Genomic DNA, 16,340 nt, shown 5'->3' with positions numbered 1-16,340 from the left:
CGAAATAGCCCGTTAAATTGAGCTAATTTAGCGGGTTATTTAAATACAAACTCCCAACCCGCTAATTGCTGATACTCTTGCTCTTGTTCAAGCTCAGCCCGCATTAGTGGGTGCTGCTCTAACCAGCCGTCCGCCATTTTCAGTGTTAGCGCTTCGCCTTTACTGCTAATGTTCACCTGAGGCATCACTTCATCACGACGGCGCATCGATAAAATAACGGCTAAGCGTAAAATTCGGGTTAAACGCACGGTAAGCAATACTGAGGTCATGGTTTGTCGCGCAATAATATCGCGGCTAACGTCTGCCCTGTGGTTATGCACTAAAGCCATAACTAATTGTTGCTGCGCACGCGTAAAGCCAGGCAAATCAGAATGGTTAATAATATAAGCGCCATGATGGTGATGGTTTTTATATTCTATTAATAAACCAAGCTCGTGCAATAACGCACTACAACGCAAAATACTTAGGCCTTCAAATTTATTAAGGTCCCAGCGCGATTGTAACTGCTGAGCTAGCTCGACCGCCATATCAGCTACGCGCTGCGCATGTTGCTCATCAATAAAATAACGCACCATTAAACTTTTTACAGTACGGTTGCGCACATCTATGTGCTGCAGCTGTGGCAACATGCTGTATAGCACACCTTCACGCACCGCACCGCCAGATAAGGTCATGCCGGTGATATTAAGGCAACGAAACAAAGCAATAAGTATTGCCAAGCCTGACGGGAATATTTGTTTGCGCTCTTGTGATAAGCCGGTAATAGTTAGCTGTTCCATACGGCCACAGGCTAACGCTTGCTGCATAATGTCTTCTAACCGGCTTAGGGTAATAACTTCATCCTTGCCCTGCGCTACCAAAATTTCCTGCATGGCTTGCACTGTACCGGACGCGCCTACAGCCAGCTGCCAACCGGTAGCTTGATATTGTTTAGCGATGGTGTGAATTTCTTGTTCGGCATACGCAATTGCTTGACTAAAGTTATCTTCACTTAATTCGTCATCAGCAAAGTAGCGCTCTAAAAATGTAACGCAGCCCATGTTCAAACTGGCTAACAATATTGGATTAAAACCAGCACCAATAATCACTTCGGTACTCGCACCACCAATGTCGATAACTAAACGGTTACTGTCGCTATTTGACGTATGGGCAACGCCCTGATAAATAATACGAGCTTCGTCTTCGCCGCTAATAACGGCAACTTTTTGGCCTAAAATAAGCTCGGCTTCTTTAAGAAAGGTTTGAACATTTTTGGCTAAGCGCAAGGTGGCAGTGCCAATAATACGAATATTTTCTGGTGGTATATCCTGTAAACGTTCAGCAAACAATGCCAAACATTCCCAGCCACGCTTCATGGCCTTGCGGCTTAATACCAGATCGTCATTTAATCCAGCGGCTAAGCGAACCTTGCGTTTTACTCTACCAATAACCTGTACTGAACCGCCAACAACTTTAACCATCAGCATATGAAAACTGCTGGAACCAAGGTCAATCACCGCATAAATATCTTGATGCGGTGATTGCTCGGCAAGTTGTTCCGAATTAGCGAGGGCGACGTGGGGCTCTTGAGGCATTACTACTACGTCCAGCGCCTGGGCGACTTCCAGTTCTAGCTTGGCCAGCACGACGACGAACGCGTGGTTTTGGCGTTTTAAGATCATCCAGCAAACCGCTGGCATCATACTGAGTTACAGTAATCGGATGGCGAATATAGTCTTCAATTGCTGTAAGGTTCAGTGCATAGCGCTCGCAGGCAAAGCTAATTGCCTTACCGCTTTCACCCGCACGGCCGGTACGACCTATACGATGCACATAGTCTTCGCAATCGTCGGGTAGGTCATAATTAAATACATGACTTACTTTAGGAATGTGTAAACCGCGCGCAGCTACATCGGTGGCAACCAGAATATCTAATTTACCGCTAGTAAAATCTTCTAGAATACGCAGTCGTTTTTTCTGAATAACATCGCCCGTTAATAACCCAACGCGATGGCCGTCAGCTTCTAACCATGCATGCACTTCTTCACACCAGTGCTTGGTATTGGCAAATACAATGGCTTTATCTGGCCACTCTTCTTCCATTAACGTTAATAACAATGGCAGCTTATGCTCGTCTGAAGGGTAGAACAACTCTTCACTAATGCGGCTACCTGTCATTTCCTCTGGTGCAATATGGATATGTTCTGGCTGGTTCATTTTTTCAAATGCCAGCTCTTGTACCTTGTAAGACAAGGTAGCTGAAAACAATAAGCTTAAACGCTCAGTAGCCGGTGGCATACGATTGAACATAAAGCGAATATCTTTAATAAAGCCCAGATCAAACATCCGATCGGCTTCATCTAGTACTACAACTTGAATTTGTGAAAGGTCGTATAAACCTTGTTTTAAATAATCAATTAAGCGGCCAGTAGTGCCAATTAAAATATCTACGCCATTTTCTAACAGCTGGCGTTGAGTATCATAACCTTCACCCCCATAAATCAAACCAAGACGTAGGCCTGATTTTTCAGCCATCATTTTTGCATCATGATGGATCTGAACAGCCAACTCTCGCGTAGGAGCCATTATAATGGCGCGCGGCTGACCTGAACCCTTAGGTTCATGGGTAAGCAGGTAGTGAAATGTGGCGGTTAAAAACGCTAAAGTTTTGCCCGTGCCCGTTTGAGCTTGACCGGCAATATCTTTACCGGCTAATGCCAAAGGTAAACATTGAGCCTGAATGGGCGTACAATAGCCGTAACCTTGCGCGCTTAATGCGTCAAGAACCTGTGGTGCCAATGCAAAATCGGCGAATTTATGTGATGTTAAGTGTGTTTTATTCATACGGCGCTAAGCATAACCGTTACGCTTGCAATAAGGAACAGCCACGTTTAAATTGATAGCACTTTTTTGCAGCCATGCTGCGTACCACTAGCGGAGACACAAATGAGCGAACATATTTTACAGGTTTCTGATGACAGTTTTGAAACCGATGTCCTGAAATCTGAAACCCCGGTTTTAGTTGATTTCTGGGCAGAATGGTGTGGTCCATGTAAAATGATCGCTCCTATTTTGGACGATGTAGCCAAAGAATACACTGACAAAGTAGTCGTAGCGAAAGTGAATATTGACCACAACCCAAACACCCCACCTAAGTTTGGTATTCGTGGTATACCAACCTTGCTGTTGTTTAAAAACGGCCAGGTTGCAGCGACCAAAGTTGGTGCATTATCCAAAACTCAGTTAAAAGAGTTTTTAGACGCTAATATCTGATTTTTGTTAAAAGGCGTATTTTTATACGCCTTTTTTTGTTTCAACGCTGGACGCACCAGTAGTCAGCTGCTATTGTGTAGCAAATAATACGTTCTAAACTACGCTTGTCTGTCGAATACCACCTCCAATCTTATTTTATCGATCTGATAAGCATTACCCTGTTTTTATATCAACAAGAAACCCATCAATATGCATTTAACAGAACTGAAACTAAAGCCAATTAGTGAGCTAGTTGAATTGGCTGAGTCTATGGGCCAAGAAAATATGGCCCGCCTGCGCAAACAGGACATTATTTTCGCCATCTTAAAATCACATGCCAAAAACGGCGAAGAAATCTTCGGCGCTGGCGTGCTGGAAATCCTGCAGGACGGTTTCGGTTTTCTGCGCTCCGGCGATAGCTCATACTTAGCAGGACCGGACGATATTTATGTATCGCCAAGTCAAATTCGTCGTTTTAACTTACGTACTGGTGACAGTATTGCTGGCCTTATTCGCCCACCTAAAGAAGGTGAGCGTTATTTTGCCCTATTAAAAGTTAATGAAGTTAACTTTGGCCGGCCAGAACAAGCTCGTAACAAAATTTTATTTGAAAACTTAACGCCTTTACATGCCAATTCACGCCTGCGCATGGAGCGTGGTAATGGTAGTCGTGAAGATATTACTGCTCGGGTATTAGACCTAGCGGCGCCAATAGGCAAAGGTCAGCGCGGCTTAATTGTTGCACCACCTAAAGCCGGTAAAACCATCTTATTACAAAACATTGCGCAATCAATCGCGGCTAATCACCCTGACTGTGTGTTGATGGTATTGCTAATTGACGAGCGGCCAGAAGAAGTTACCGAAATGCAGCGCTTAGTTAAAGGTGAAGTTATTGCTTCTACCTTCGACGAGCCAGCTAGCCGGCACGTGCAAGTTGCTGAAATGGTAATTGAAAAAGCCAAGCGTTTAGTTGAGCATAAAAAAGACGTTATTATTTTGCTCGATTCTATTACCCGTTTAGCCCGTGCTTACAATACCGTTATTCCAAGCTCAGGCAAGGTATTAACTGGTGGTGTTGACGCTAACGCGCTACACAAACCAAAGCGTTTTTTTGGTGCGGCGCGTAATGTAGAAGAAGGCGGCAGCTTAACGATTATCGCGACCGCTTTAGTAGATACCGGTTCAAAAATGGACGAGGTTATATACGAAGAGTTTAAAGGCACCGGTAATATGGAACTGCACTTATCGCGCAAAATTGCTGAGCGCCGCGTGTTCCCAGCTATCGACTTTAACCGCTCAGGTACGCGTCGTGAAGAGCTACTAGCCTCTGCTGATGAGCTGCAAAAAATGTGGATTTTACGTAAGATCATCCATCCAATGGATGAAACCGATGGTATTGAATTCTTAATCGATCGGTTATTAATGACTAAAACCAATGACGAGTTCTTTGATGCCATGAAGCGGCAAAAAAGTTAACTGACGAAACCGGCTCATTAGCCGGTTTTTTATTGCCTATAATTTACGCTTTAGCCCCTTTCTCAGTAGAAGGACGTAACAATGGAAAACCCTCGTATAGTAGTTATCGGCGGTGGCGCTGGCGGTTTAGAGCTAGTTACTTATTTAGGTAATAAACTGGGCCGTAAAGGTAAAGCCAAAATTACGTTAGTTGACCGCGGTACTACCCATATCTGGAAACCGTTATTACATGAAGTCGCTACCGGCACACTAGATGTTGAAATTGACCAACTAAGCTATCGCGCTCATGCCGCAGCACATGGTTTTGAGTTTCAGCTAGGTAATTTTTGTGCGCTAAATCGAGCCGATAAGCAAGTTACACTAGCCGCGGTCATGGACGATGACGGCAATGAAGTACTTTCTGCTCGTACGCTTAATTATGACTATCTGGTACTGGCAATTGGCAGTATCTCGAATCACTTTAATACGCCGGGTGTAGCAGAGCACTGCATTTTTCTCGATAGCCCAGCGCAAGCACAACGTTTTCAGCGTCATTTACTTGATGCTTATTTAAAGCTTAACTCGCCAGCCCACCCTAAAGATAAACTGAAAATTGCTATTGTTGGTGCAGGTGCCACTGGCGTAGAGCTTGCTGCTGAGTTATATCATGCCGCCGCCGAGCTAAACCTATATGGTTTTGCCGATTTAAGAAAAGACCGGCTTAATATCAGTATTATAGAAGCAGGCCCGCGCATTTTGCCCGCGCTACCCGAACGTATTGCCTCTGCGGCATTAAAAGAGTTACAAAAACTTGGTGTACATGTACGCACTAGCACTAAGGTAACGGCAGCCGATAATGCTGGCTTGCAATTAGGTGACGAACATCTAGAGGCTGAACTGATGGTTTGGGCCGCAGGCATTAAAGCCCCAGACTTTTTAGCTAATTTAGACGGTCTAGAGCATAATCGGCTAAACCAATTACTGGTTAATAGCAAATTGTACACCACGTTAGATAGTAGAATTTACGCTATTGGCGACTGCGCTGGGTTTGCTTTACCTGATAATAAATGGGTACCACCGCGAGCGCAGTCAGCGCACCAAATGGCCAGCGTAGTGGCTAAAAACATCATCGCCGAGCTTAATAATAAGCCACTTCGAGATTTCCATTATAAAGATCATGGCTCACTGATTTCACTCAGCCGCTTTGGTGCTGTTGGTAATCTAATGGGTAACTTAGTTGGCGGCACTATGATGATAGAAGGCCGTATTGCCCGAGTGGCTTATATTTCGCTGTATCGTATGCATCAAGTCGCGCTACATGGCTGGATAAAAATGTTGGTAATTAGCTTAGTAGCGCGTATTAATCGGATTGTTCGGCCCAGGTTAAAGCTGCATTAAGCACGTTCAAGCGCTTTGCTATATCGGGCGCTGAAACAAGTTAACCAATGCTGCGGTGTACCAGAGGCAACTCGGTTAACTGCACACCAACATTTAGCGCTGCTAAATATTCTTTAGTTGCAACTGTCGCGGCTTCAAACGTTGCAGCATGCACTTTAGCAATTACGTCACCTTGTTGCACTTTGCTACCGCAAGCTTGAATATGGCTAAAACCTACGGCAGGGTCAATTTTCTGGCTGGGGTGCGAGCGGCCGCCGCCTAAGCGCACTACTGCCATACCTAGGCCTACCGTATCGGTATAGTTTACATAACCGGTTTCTGGGGCTAAAACATCCTGTACTACTGGGGCACGAGCTAAGTATTGCTCTGGCTTTTCCAGTAAATCGCTTGGCCCACCTAAGGCTGACACCATGTTAGCAAATATTTCGGCAGCTTTGCCTGAACTTAAACTTTGCTCTAACGCTGCTATTGCCGCTGACTTCTCGTTAAATAAGCCACCGAGCATTAACATATTTGCGCCAAGCTCTAGCGTTATTTGATGCAAGCGCGGCTCACGATACTTACCCGTTAAGTAGTCTAATGTTTCAACTATTTCTAATGCATTACCGGCGGTGCAGCCTAAAATCTGGTTCATATCAGTTAGTAATGCTCGCGTTGGTACATTAGCGCCGTTAGCCACATTTACTATGCTAGTGGCTAACGCCGAGGCATCATCAATAGTACGCATAATGGCGCCATTACCAATTTTCACGTCCATTACTAACGCGTCTAAGCCTTCTGATAATTTTTTCGATAAAATAGAAGCGGTAATAAGCGGGATAGACTCTACAGTGGCAGTAACATCACGTATTGCATAAAGCCGGCGGTCAGCCGGCGCTAACTGGCTACTTTGACCAACAATAACACAGCCTAACTTAGGTAATAATTGCTGAATTTTATCCAGTGACTGCGTGCAGTTATAACCGGGTATGGCTTCTAGCTTATCAACTGTGCCGCCAGTATGGCCTAAACCACGACCGGCAATACTAGGCATAAAAGCGCCGCACGCGGCTACCATTGGCGCGAGCATTAGAGTAACTTTGTCGCCTACACCGCCAGTACTATGCTTATCAACCACTGGTCCATTTAATTTACCCTGCCAGTTAAAAACCGTGCCGCTGTCGCGCATGGCTAATGTTAAGGCCACTATCTCGTCAACGTTCATACCATTTAAGTAAATAGACATCGCCAGCGCGGCAACCTGACCTTCGCTAAAGCTATCGTCGGTTAAGCCACGAACAAACTGCTGGATCTCAGCTGTGCTCAAGGCACTACCGTTACGTTTTGTTTTAATGATTTCCTGTGGGATCATGTATTGCCATCCACTTTTATGCTGTTCGCCAAATACGTAGGTGTAAATGCTGCAGGTAGCAGCTCAACTAGAGACCAAGTTTGTTGTTGCTGCAGATGATTACAGCTGGCTACTGGCGCATCCGGCATAAAAAACTCAGCAATAACCTGCCGACAAATACCACAAGGTGGTGTTAACTGTGCTTGCGGCGTATACACCATTAAAGCGTCGAATTTGCGCTCACCGGCGACGATTGCTGCACCTATTGCGTTGCGCTCGGCGCACACGGTGCCGCCGTAAGAGGCATTTTCAACGTTACAGCCGGTATATATTTTCCCGCTTTGTGCTAACACAGCTACACCGACTGGGAATTTACTATAAGGTGCGTAGGCTTGTTCTGAGGCGTGTTTTGCCGCTAATTGTAGGGCTGCCCAGTTTATATTGCTCACTGGCTAAACTCTCGTTAGTTATGGGCATACAGTGTTACTGTGAATTAGCCTGCGGTCAAGCCTTCCGCTGCTTGTTGGATTACTTAACGCCAGCATAGTTACTGACGTTAGCTTAGATGCGCTTTATACTATAGCCAGTATTCTTAAGGAAAGAGCTCGTGTGAAACCGCTTAACTATCTGGCTGGCTACTCAGCGCATATTCAACAGCAAGCTACGGAACTGTTGCTCAATGGCAAATTAGCAGGCTATTTAAACCAAAAGTATCCGCTAGTACATCAAGTGCAAAGTGATAAAGCACTTTACAGCTACACTAACGAGTTGAAGAATCAGTATATGCGTAATAGCACGCAGCTAAGCCAAGTATGTTACGACAGCAAGCTAAATGTGTTGCAACAAGCGCTAGGCATGCACACTTATCAGTCTAGAGTGCACGGTAATAAGCTAAAAGCGCATAACAGTATTCGCATTGCAGCGCTGTTTAAACAAGCGCCTAGTGAGTTTTTACGTATGATAGTAGTGCATGAACTAGCCCACTTTAAAGAGAAAGAACACAATAAAGCGTTTTATCAACTTTGCCAGTATATGGAACCCGCCTACCATCAATTAGAGCTTGATACGCGGTTATGGCTGCTGTGGCGAGATCAACCAAGTTAGCGTTTTGGTAATATTAAAAAGGTGCTTTATGCCCCAGCTAAGCATAAAGCACTACATCCATTTACTATGTTTAATTTATTCAGTTTTTATTGTGGTATCGGCGTTTTTAACAAACTCGTCTAACCAGCTAACTGTTTCCCACAACATGTGCAGTACCGACTCGCGTGCACGATAACCGTGCGACTCTAGCGGTAACATAACTAATCGAGTGGTACCGCCTAAGCCTTTAACGGCTTGATATAAACGCTCACTTTGCATTGGAAAGGTGCCGGCGTTGTTATCATCAGTGCCATGGATTAATAGCAAAGGTGTTTTTATTTTATCCGCATGAAAAAATGGTGACAGCTGAGTATATAAATTTGTATCGTCCCATAAGGTGCGCTGCTCACTTTGAAAACCAAACGGTGTTAAGCTGCGATTATAAGCGCCACTTCTAGCAATGCCTGCTTTAAATAACTTAGTTTGCGCTAGCAAATGCGCAGTCATAAACGCACCGTAAGAGTGGCCGCCCACCGCAACCCTATTCGGATCGGTTACTTTACGGCTAACACCTGCGGCAATAGCTGCTTCAGCATTCATCACTAACTGCTGAATAAAGCTGTCGTTTGGCTCTTTATCGCCCTCACCGACTATTGGCATAGTGGCGTTATCTAATACGGCATAGCCTTGAGTGGCTAAAAACTGCGGTGTCCAATAGCTAATACGGTTAAAACGGTAAGGTGAATCACTTACTTGCCCCGCTGCAGCCGCACTTCTAAATTCACGCGGATAAGCCCAAATCATGGTTGGCAAACGGCCGTCACGCTCTGGCTGATAACCTGCTGGTAACAATAAGGTTGCCGACATTGGAATGCCATCAGCACGCTTATAGTTAATTAGCTCGCGGCTTATACCTTTAGTTTGCGGCATAGGGTGTGGCGTTTGCGTTAGTGCAGTTAACTCACCTGATTGCACATCACGTAAATAAAAGTCAGGTGGTACATCAGTTGATTCGCGCTGCGTTAATAGTTTACCGCTGGGCAGTAAGCTATAAACATACTCATAAAATGGTGCTTCAGAGCGCCATAAGCGTTCGGTTTTACCCGTAGCTAAAGTCATTTTATCAATAAATGGACGGTTACCTTCAGGCGATGCACCTACACCAGTTAAATATATTTGACCTTGTTCTAATCTTAGTAAGCGCTGACCATTTGCCGCGGCAGTAGTTAACGGTGAGCCGGGCGCATTGTAGCGATCTTCTGATGAACGCTCCCACAATAAACTGGCGCTTTGATCAGGTGCTAGCTGCCATACTTTTTCTAGACGGTCTTGCCACCAATTTTCCCATACCAACATAGTGCCATTGGCCGCGGTCATTAAACCTGAAAAGCGAAAGCTTAAATCAAGTAATTTTTGCGGTTCAGCAGTAAAAGGTGCCGCTAATTGAAACAACTGATCACGTACTGTGGCTTGTTGTGCCGGATCACCACCATCGGCCGCTTCAGCCCAGTATAGGGTTGCTGGCAAATCTGAGCGCCAACTAGCGTAACGGCGGCCGGTAGGCACCGCATCAAAGGCAATAGGCATGTTATCGGCTACTGGGTTTTGCGCCACGGTGTACACTAGCTTACCGCTGCTATTCCATACTTCGCTAGTATAGGCAAAACGAGACACCGGCACCGCATAAGAAAACGGCTGTTCTATACGGCTGACTAACACTAACTGGTTATCTGGCGACACTTCTACACTTCTAAACAGTGTTGGCTTGCCTATAGTTGTCAGTTTGTTTTTTAAGCTAATTTTTACTAGCTGGCTAGTAAAGTAATAACTAAATAAAATTTCGTCGTGTTTATCTTTTAATAAATCTTGATAAGTACGCGCCGGCGCAGTACGGCCACGCGCTTCGGTAATAATTGGTCCCGTAGGTATTTTAGACGCCACTGGCTCAGCGCCGCGTTTTGCTGGCACTGTTAATGCGTAAATAGCTTGGCTGTCAGCAGACCACTGTAAGCCTGCGCCCCAAATCGCATTTAAACGGCTTTTTGACCATTGGCTAGCTTTAGCTTTTGCAATATCAATACGCCATAACGTAGCTTGGTTAGCATCTAATTGAATAAAGGCCAAATAACGACTGTCAGGCGACCACGTTAAATTGGTCGCTTTAAGGTCGGCTGGTAAACCAGAAATAGTTTTACTGTTAGTTGAGGCTAAATCAATTAACTGTAACGCCGAAATATAGCGTGGCATAGCTGGGCTACTATTGGCTGGGTTAAACCTTACACCCGCTAATCGGTATTCTGGTGCGGCTAAGTCGGCTAATACCGGCAACGCTGGATAAGTTAAACTCAGCATGGTCTGGCCATTAGGGCTTAAACTCGCGCTCGGTGTTGGTGCCGCATCTACTATGTCAACAATCTCTTTTACCGGTTGCTGATAGCCTATATCTACTGACGTACTGTGCGCATAACCAGATAGGCATAATGCCGCACCTAGTAGTACCACGCTGACAAACTTTTTCATTTTTCTAATCCCCTGTTAAATATCATGTTTATTTATCACAGTTAGCCCTTAACTGTAACCTGTCTAAGCGACTAGCGCACCTAAACATGAGGTTAAGATCAAAAAGCTTTATGTTGTTTAGCGTTGCAGGCTGCGGCTAGCTTTGCGATTATACCATTCTGCTATTTTCAATATCGGTATAGGACACCCTATGACTGAATGCCACAGTTTTACGAAAGACGATGCCATTCGCTTTGCTGATGAGCACAGCGGCTTATTTGGTGAGCATAGCAAATTGAGCTGCGACGAGCTTGGCGATAACAATTTGAGTTTACTGTTTCGTGTTAGTAACGACAAAGGCCGCAGCCTCATCGTAAAACAAGCTATGGGGCATGTTCATATTGCTAGCGAAAACTGGCAACTCACCCCCGATCGGGCGCGTATTGAAGCCGAAGTATTAATTAAACACCGTAAACTTTGTCCAGAACACACGATAGAAGTGCTGCACTGTGACTCTGAACTGGCAGCAATTTTGCTGGAAGATTTAAAAGACTATCGTAATTTAACTACCGAGCTAATTTCGACTAAACAATTTACCCATTTAGCGCCCCAGCTAGCCACTTATTTAGCGCGCACACTGTATTTCACTAGCGATTTCGCTTTAACTGGGCCCAATAAGAAACAACAGGTTGGTCACTTCTTAAACCCTGAGTTATGCCTAGTAACCGAAGATTTGAACTTTACCGACCCTTACTGCAATCATGAGCGCAACAACGTACATGCTGAAATTAGTGCTGACGCACAACAGCTATGGCACGACGACATATTACAGGCTGAAGTTGCCAAGTTAAAAGCTGACTTTTTATCTAAACCGCAAGCCGTGCTGCATGGCAACCTAAATACTAGCAATATCCTAATTAACGATGACAACTGCAAACTTATTAATGCTGAGTTTGGCTTTTGTGGCCCGATGGGTTTCGATCTTGGTAACTTAGTGGCCAGTTTACTGCTGAATTATCTGGCCCACTTTGGTTTAACCACCAACGAAACCGCGCGCCTTGCATATCAAGAGTACTTACTTGGCCAAGTAGAAATACTTTGGCAGCAGCTTGTTACTCAATTTAAACAATTACTCGACACAGACTGTCGCGAGCCAAGCTTACAAAATGGCCATTACCAGCACTATTTCTTACAAAACGTGTTTGCCGATACCTTAGGCTATGCCGGCTGCGAACTGATCCGTCGCGTTGTTGGCTTGGTACACGCTGTTGATATAGAGCATATTGGTGACGAAAACCTACGCGCAAAAACCGAACGCGCAGCAATAACCTTAGGCCGCGAACTTATTTTACAGCGCTATAATTTAGCCAATATTGACCAAGTTATTACCTTAGTAAATTACCTAGAAATATCATAATGCTAAAAACCTAGGCTGCCACAGGTTGTTACAATTTAACACCCGCCTTATAGCACTGATGTGTTTCAGTTAGCTAAGCCGTGTGGCATTCTGCGCTGCTAAAAACAATAGGGTGTATTAATGATATTTGCACAACAGCTTAGTCGTGTTTTTGGCCAAGGCGAAAATGCCGTGCACGCGCTACGCGACGTTAGTTTGCGTATTGCTGAAAATGAATTTGTTGCCATTATGGGTAGTTCTGGTTCTGGCAAGTCTACATTAATGAATATTCTTGGCTGTTTAGACACCCCTAGCAGTGGCAGTTATCAGCTTGATAACCAAGTTATTGGCCAGCTTGATGATATTAAGTTATCTGCCATGCGCAACCGCCATATCGGTTTTATTTTTCAATCATTTCACTTATTACCACGATTAACCGCAGCGCAAAACGTGGCTTTACCGCTTAGGTATACTGATACCGAGCCGTTAGAGGCTTTAGCTCGGGCAAATCTATTGTTAGAGCAAGTTGGTCTGGCACACCGCGCTGGACATAAACCGCACGAAATGTCAGGGGGCCAGCGCCAGCGCGTTGCTATAGCTCGTGCTTTAATAAATAAGCCTAAAGTTATTTTCGCAGATGAACCTACGGGCAACCTAGATAGCAAAACATCAAAAGAAATAATGCTGTTATTAGGTGAGCTGCACAGCCAAGGTAACACCATTGTGATGGTAACGCATGAAGATGAAATAGCGGCTTACGCGCACCGCGTAATACGCATGCGCGATGGGCAAATAATAGAGGACAACGGATGTTAGCCACACTTTACACCTTATTGCTGCTAAGCAATGCTGCCGAGCAGCCCATTCCGTTACTCTTAACTGGTACCTTACAATCTGCGGATAAACAAACTGTCGTCTCACCTATGAGTGATAGCTGGCGCGTGCAAGTACAATGGTTGCAACCAGAAGACCAACCAGTGAAACAGGGTGATTTAATTGCCGTATTTGATGCCGGTAATATTAAAGCACAAATTGAGCAGTTAAAAAGCAGCATAATTAATCACGACGAGCGGCTAAACCAGCTAAAAAGTGAACATAAACAAAAGGTCATGGAAGCGGAATACGAACTTGAGCGACGGCAATTACTGTTAGAAAAAGCCGGTATAGACGCTAATGTTCCCTTAGCAAACTTAAGCGCTTACGACTATGAAAAATATCAATTAGAATTAAAGCGTAGCCGCACTGAAGCCAATAAAGCTGCCGAACAACTAGCCGTAGCACGCATTGCTGCTAGTGCGGCTTTAACTAAACAGCAGTTACAGTTAGAGCAATCAAACGCTGAGCTCTTAGATGCTGAAACGCAATTAGGCCAAATGAGCGTTATTGCTACTCAAAATGGCACTATTAGTTATGGCACGCACCCGTGGTATGGCACCAAAATTTATGCCGGTATTACCGCACAACCCGGATGGGCAATTGCGGAACTTAATCGCACTAACTCTTTGTATATTGAAGCGTGGGTGCATGAAACCGACATGCCTAGGCTGCAGCAACATAAAGCTTTAACCGCCTATTTTGATATTGCGCCACAACTGGCTTTTCCACTAAAGCTTAGCTCGGTTGCTCGCCAAGGCGAAAAGCGCCAAAGTTGGGGCACTGCCCTTTATTACAAAGCCGTTTTTACATCAGATAACTTGCCCATTGCCGAACCAATATTGGGCATGGGCTTACTTATTGAGGTTAGTTTACCATAATGCCTAATTATGTATTTCGTATCTTGGTTAGCCTTACTTTACTAAGTATTACTGCCTGCCAGCCAGACGATATAGCGGATAAAATTACGCCAACTGCGGTTTTTGTTAAGGCCACAGGCGAGCTTACTGCGGCTAATTCGTTTAAGGCCTCGCCACCTAGCGTAAAAAGCTTATGGCAATACAATATTAAGCAACTTGCCCCAGAAAGCAGCTTATTACAAGAGCAAGATGTTGTGGTGGCGTTTGATGCCCAACGCTTGGTAGATGACTTAAAAAACAAAAGCATTGAGTTAAAAAGTGCTGAGCAAGAATTAGCTAACCGCTTGCGCAGTGACGAGCAACGCTATGAAGAGTTAAAACTAAGCTTGGCCGAACGTAAAATGGAATACGACCGAGACCAGCGCAAAGCCCAAATTGTCGATCAGTCTCGTTCAGCAAATGATCGCCGTAAAGCACAAATTGATTTCACTATTGCAGACAATCAAAAGCAATTAGCCGAAGCTCGTTTGGCTAGCCACCAACAACAGCGCCAAGCCGAAAAGCAAATGCTACTAGCAAAAGTTACTCGCTTACAAGCCGAGGTAAGCGACTTAAAACGCAGCATTAGCCAAATGCAGGTAAAAACGCCCTTCTCTGGCGTAATGGTATATAGCCAAAACTTTGAAGGCGAAAAGTTTTCTAGTGGCGATATGGTGCAGTTTGGCCAACCGGTTGCTGAAATCAGCCAACTTGACAGTTTATATATTAAAGCCGAAATAGATGAAATAGACCTAAAACAGTTAGTTACCGGGTTAGCGGTAGAAATTACTTTAGATGCATACCCTGAACGACGCTTTAGCGGAATATTACAAAGCTTAGGTAGTGCGGTGCGGGATAAATCGCGCGATAACCTGCGCCGAGTGGTAGATGCCACGGTAAAACTAGATGCACTAGATACCGAAATTATGCGGCCCGGCATGACGGCTAGGTTAAACATTAGCCTAACGAGCAGCGTAGGAGGCGTACATGCGCTATAAATATTATGGATACGGCGCGCTATTGCTAACTTTAATTACTGGTTGCAGCGAGGTTACACTACAGGTGCCCGTATATGCTGTCGAAAAAGAAACCTTAGTTCACTCAGTCAATGCCGAAGGTGAATTATTTGCGGTTAATTCGGTAAGTATTAGCGCACCTAAATCGGTACAAGGGCCACGCTTTATTGCGGCTTTAGCAAAAGAGTATGCTGAAGTACAGGCAGGTGATGTGGTGGTTACTTTTGATTCATCGCAGTTACTTAAAGCAAAAATTAAAGCTAATACCGGCTTAGGTACTGTAGTTGCTGACGAACAACAGAAGCGCGCCGAACAACAAAATGAGCAAAAAGCGATAGGTTTAGACCAAACCTTGATTGGATACGAGTTTTCTTTTGCTGATCGCTTTAGTGTTGATGATGTACAGATCCGCTCTAAGTTAGAAATTCTCGATTCAATGCAAAACAAAGAATATCTTGGCGACAAGCGCGACTATTTAGGTTGGCAAGAGCAAAGCTTTACTCAGCGTAGCAGCGGCGAGTTAGAGCTATTGCAATTACAACTTGGCCAACAGCAAAGTTTACTACAACAAGCAGAAACCGGTTTGGCTGAACTCGAAATTCGCTCGCCGCACAAAGGCATTTTATTATTCGAAACTAATTGGCGCGGTGAAAAACCAGAGGTAGGCGGCATGGTATTTCCGGGTTCACGTATTGGTAGCATCCCTGACTTAAGCTTACAACACGTTAAATTGCAGGTTATCGAACAAGAAGCTATAGGTTTTGCTGCAGGGCAACAGGTTAACTTTGCTTTAACGGCTTGGCCTGACGACATGTTAACCGGCGAGATTGTTTCGGTAGCTGCCGTAGCTCAATCACGTGATCGACGCGACCCGCGAAAATATATTGAAGTGATAGTAGCGCCAACACAACAAGACCGGCGTTTTATGCCTGGCAACAAAATACGGGCTCATATTTTAGTCGATAAAATCGACGATATATTTATGATCCCGCTACAAGCCATTTTCAGTGAACAAAAGCAACTTTATGCTTATAAACTAAACGGCACCTCTTTTGTTAAGCAGCCCATTACCATTGGTAAAAAAAGCCTAAGCCACGCACAAATTAGTGAAGGTTTAAAAGCTGGTGATCGTATCGCTCTGATTAATCCGGAACAATAAC

14 protein-coding genes are annotated in these 16,340 nt (G+C 44.7%); 9 read left to right on the top strand and 5 right to left on the bottom strand.

What is annotated here, in order from left to right; genetic code table 11:
* Positions 1–35 precede the first annotated feature (35 nt).
* Both gppA and rhlB read right to left on the bottom strand, forming a co-directional pair.
* Complete coding sequence (gene gppA / locus E0Z06_RS00505; protein ID WP_347812432.1) at positions 36–1,661, bottom strand: guanosine-5'-triphosphate,3'-diphosphate diphosphatase; 1,626 nt, start codon at positions 1,659–1,661, stop codon at positions 36–38.
* Positions 1,543–2,823 (bottom strand): ATP-dependent RNA helicase RhlB, encoded by a 1,281-nt coding sequence (gene rhlB, locus E0Z06_RS00500; protein ID WP_132580895.1) that lies wholly within the window; start codon positions 2,821–2,823, stop codon positions 1,543–1,545. The genes gppA and rhlB overlap by 119 nt, the downstream gene beginning before the upstream one ends.
* A gap of 102 nt (positions 2,824–2,925) precedes the next feature.
* On the opposite strand from rhlB, the gene trxA reads away from it, so the two are divergent.
* The 3 genes from trxA to E0Z06_RS00485 all read left to right on the top strand — a co-directional run bounded on the left by trxA (position 2,926) and on the right by E0Z06_RS00485 (position 6,084).
* On the top strand, positions 2,926–3,252 hold the full coding sequence (gene trxA, locus E0Z06_RS00495) for a thioredoxin TrxA (protein ID WP_132580893.1): 327 nt from the start codon (positions 2,926–2,928) through the stop codon (positions 3,250–3,252).
* A 189-nt stretch (positions 3,253–3,441) separates the two neighbouring features.
* Positions 3,442–4,707 carry a transcription termination factor Rho gene (gene rho / locus E0Z06_RS00490; RefSeq protein ID WP_132580891.1) on the top strand — a complete coding sequence of 422 codons (1,266 nt, stop codon included), beginning with the start codon at positions 3,442–3,444 and terminating at the stop codon, positions 4,705–4,707.
* A gap of 81 nt (positions 4,708–4,788) precedes the next feature.
* On the top strand, positions 4,789–6,084 hold the full coding sequence (locus tag E0Z06_RS00485; RefSeq protein WP_132580889.1) for an NAD(P)/FAD-dependent oxidoreductase: 1,296 nt from the start codon (positions 4,789–4,791) through the stop codon (positions 6,082–6,084).
* Between the two features lie 40 nt (positions 6,085–6,124).
* On the opposite strand, the gene deoA is transcribed toward E0Z06_RS00485, so the two are convergent.
* Both deoA and E0Z06_RS00475 read right to left on the bottom strand, forming a co-directional pair.
* Positions 6,125–7,435, bottom strand: a complete 1,311-nt coding sequence (gene deoA / locus E0Z06_RS00480; protein ID WP_132580887.1) for a thymidine phosphorylase — start codon at positions 7,433–7,435, stop codon at positions 6,125–6,127.
* On the bottom strand, positions 7,432–7,863 hold the full coding sequence (locus E0Z06_RS00475) for a cytidine deaminase (protein WP_132580885.1): 432 nt from the start codon (positions 7,861–7,863) through the stop codon (positions 7,432–7,434). The genes deoA and E0Z06_RS00475 overlap by 4 nt, the downstream gene beginning before the upstream one ends.
* A gap of 160 nt (positions 7,864–8,023) precedes the next feature.
* On the opposite strand from E0Z06_RS00475, the gene E0Z06_RS00470 reads away from it, so the two are divergent.
* Positions 8,024–8,518 (top strand): M48 family metallopeptidase, encoded by a 495-nt coding sequence (locus E0Z06_RS00470; RefSeq protein WP_132580883.1) that lies wholly within the window; start codon positions 8,024–8,026, stop codon positions 8,516–8,518.
* Positions 8,519–8,593: 75 nt separating this feature from the next.
* Here E0Z06_RS00470 and E0Z06_RS00465 read toward each other — a convergent pair whose 3' ends face one another.
* The gene (locus tag E0Z06_RS00465; RefSeq protein ID WP_132580881.1) at positions 8,594–11,017 is read right to left on the bottom strand and encodes a prolyl oligopeptidase family serine peptidase; all 2,424 of its coding nucleotides are present in this window, start codon (positions 11,015–11,017) and stop codon (positions 8,594–8,596) included.
* 190 nt (positions 11,018–11,207) lie between these two features.
* On the opposite strand from E0Z06_RS00465, the gene mtnK reads away from it, so the two are divergent.
* The 5 genes from mtnK to E0Z06_RS00440 all read left to right on the top strand — a co-directional run bounded on the left by mtnK (position 11,208) and on the right by E0Z06_RS00440 (position 16,339).
* Positions 11,208–12,413, top strand: a complete 1,206-nt coding sequence (gene mtnK, locus E0Z06_RS00460; RefSeq protein WP_132580879.1) for an S-methyl-5-thioribose kinase — start codon at positions 11,208–11,210, stop codon at positions 12,411–12,413.
* A gap of 120 nt (positions 12,414–12,533) precedes the next feature.
* The gene (locus tag E0Z06_RS00455; RefSeq protein WP_132580877.1) at positions 12,534–13,208 is read left to right on the top strand and encodes an ABC transporter ATP-binding protein; all 675 of its coding nucleotides are present in this window, start codon (positions 12,534–12,536) and stop codon (positions 13,206–13,208) included.
* Positions 13,202–14,146, top strand: coding sequence for an HlyD family efflux transporter periplasmic adaptor subunit (locus tag E0Z06_RS00450; protein ID WP_132580875.1), 945 nt, complete (start codon positions 13,202–13,204; stop codon positions 14,144–14,146). Before E0Z06_RS00455 ends, E0Z06_RS00450 begins: the two co-directional genes overlap by 7 nt.
* Positions 14,146–15,162: an efflux RND transporter periplasmic adaptor subunit gene (locus tag E0Z06_RS00445; RefSeq protein WP_132580873.1), complete on the top strand. Its 1,017-nt coding sequence runs from the start codon at positions 14,146–14,148 to the stop codon at positions 15,160–15,162. Before E0Z06_RS00450 ends, E0Z06_RS00445 begins: the two co-directional genes overlap by 1 nt.
* On the top strand, positions 15,152–16,339 hold the full coding sequence (locus E0Z06_RS00440) for an efflux RND transporter periplasmic adaptor subunit (protein ID WP_132580871.1): 1,188 nt from the start codon (positions 15,152–15,154) through the stop codon (positions 16,337–16,339). Before E0Z06_RS00445 ends, E0Z06_RS00440 begins: the two co-directional genes overlap by 11 nt.
* The last annotated feature ends 1 nt before the right edge of the window (position 16,340 follow it).

This window comes from Rheinheimera sp. D18, from assembly GCF_004345025.1.
Lineage (GTDB): Bacteria > Pseudomonadota > Gammaproteobacteria > Enterobacterales > Alteromonadaceae > Alishewanella > Alishewanella metallidurans.
The sequence above is the reverse complement of the archived record's forward strand: the minus strand, read 5'-3'. Positions and strand labels throughout refer to the sequence as shown.

Excerpts from the sequence above, each read along its gene's own strand:
- gppA (WP_347812432.1), bottom strand. The coding sequence starts at position 1,661 with ATGATCTTAAAACGCCAAAACCACGCGTTCGTCGTCGTGCTGGCCAAG.
- rhlB (WP_132580895.1), bottom strand. The coding sequence starts at position 2,823 with ATGAATAAAACACACTTAACATCACATAAATTCGCCGATTTTGCATTG.
- trxA (WP_132580893.1), top strand. The coding sequence starts at position 2,926 with ATGAGCGAACATATTTTACAGGTTTCTGATGACAGTTTTGAAACCGAT.
- rho (WP_132580891.1), top strand. The coding sequence starts at position 3,442 with ATGCATTTAACAGAACTGAAACTAAAGCCAATTAGTGAGCTAGTTGAA.
- E0Z06_RS00485 (WP_132580889.1), top strand. The coding sequence starts at position 4,789 with ATGGAAAACCCTCGTATAGTAGTTATCGGCGGTGGCGCTGGCGGTTTA.
- deoA (WP_132580887.1), bottom strand. The coding sequence starts at position 7,435 with ATGATCCCACAGGAAATCATTAAAACAAAACGTAACGGTAGTGCCTTG.
- E0Z06_RS00465 (WP_132580881.1), bottom strand. The coding sequence starts at position 11,017 with ATGAAAAAGTTTGTCAGCGTGGTACTACTAGGTGCGGCATTATGCCTA.
- mtnK (WP_132580879.1), top strand. The coding sequence starts at position 11,208 with ATGACTGAATGCCACAGTTTTACGAAAGACGATGCCATTCGCTTTGCT.
- E0Z06_RS00455 (WP_132580877.1), top strand. The coding sequence starts at position 12,534 with ATGATATTTGCACAACAGCTTAGTCGTGTTTTTGGCCAAGGCGAAAAT.
- E0Z06_RS00450 (WP_132580875.1), top strand. The coding sequence starts at position 13,202 with ATGTTAGCCACACTTTACACCTTATTGCTGCTAAGCAATGCTGCCGAG.
- E0Z06_RS00445 (WP_132580873.1), top strand. The coding sequence starts at position 14,146 with ATGCCTAATTATGTATTTCGTATCTTGGTTAGCCTTACTTTACTAAGT.
- E0Z06_RS00440 (WP_132580871.1), top strand. The coding sequence starts at position 15,152 with ATGCGCTATAAATATTATGGATACGGCGCGCTATTGCTAACTTTAATT.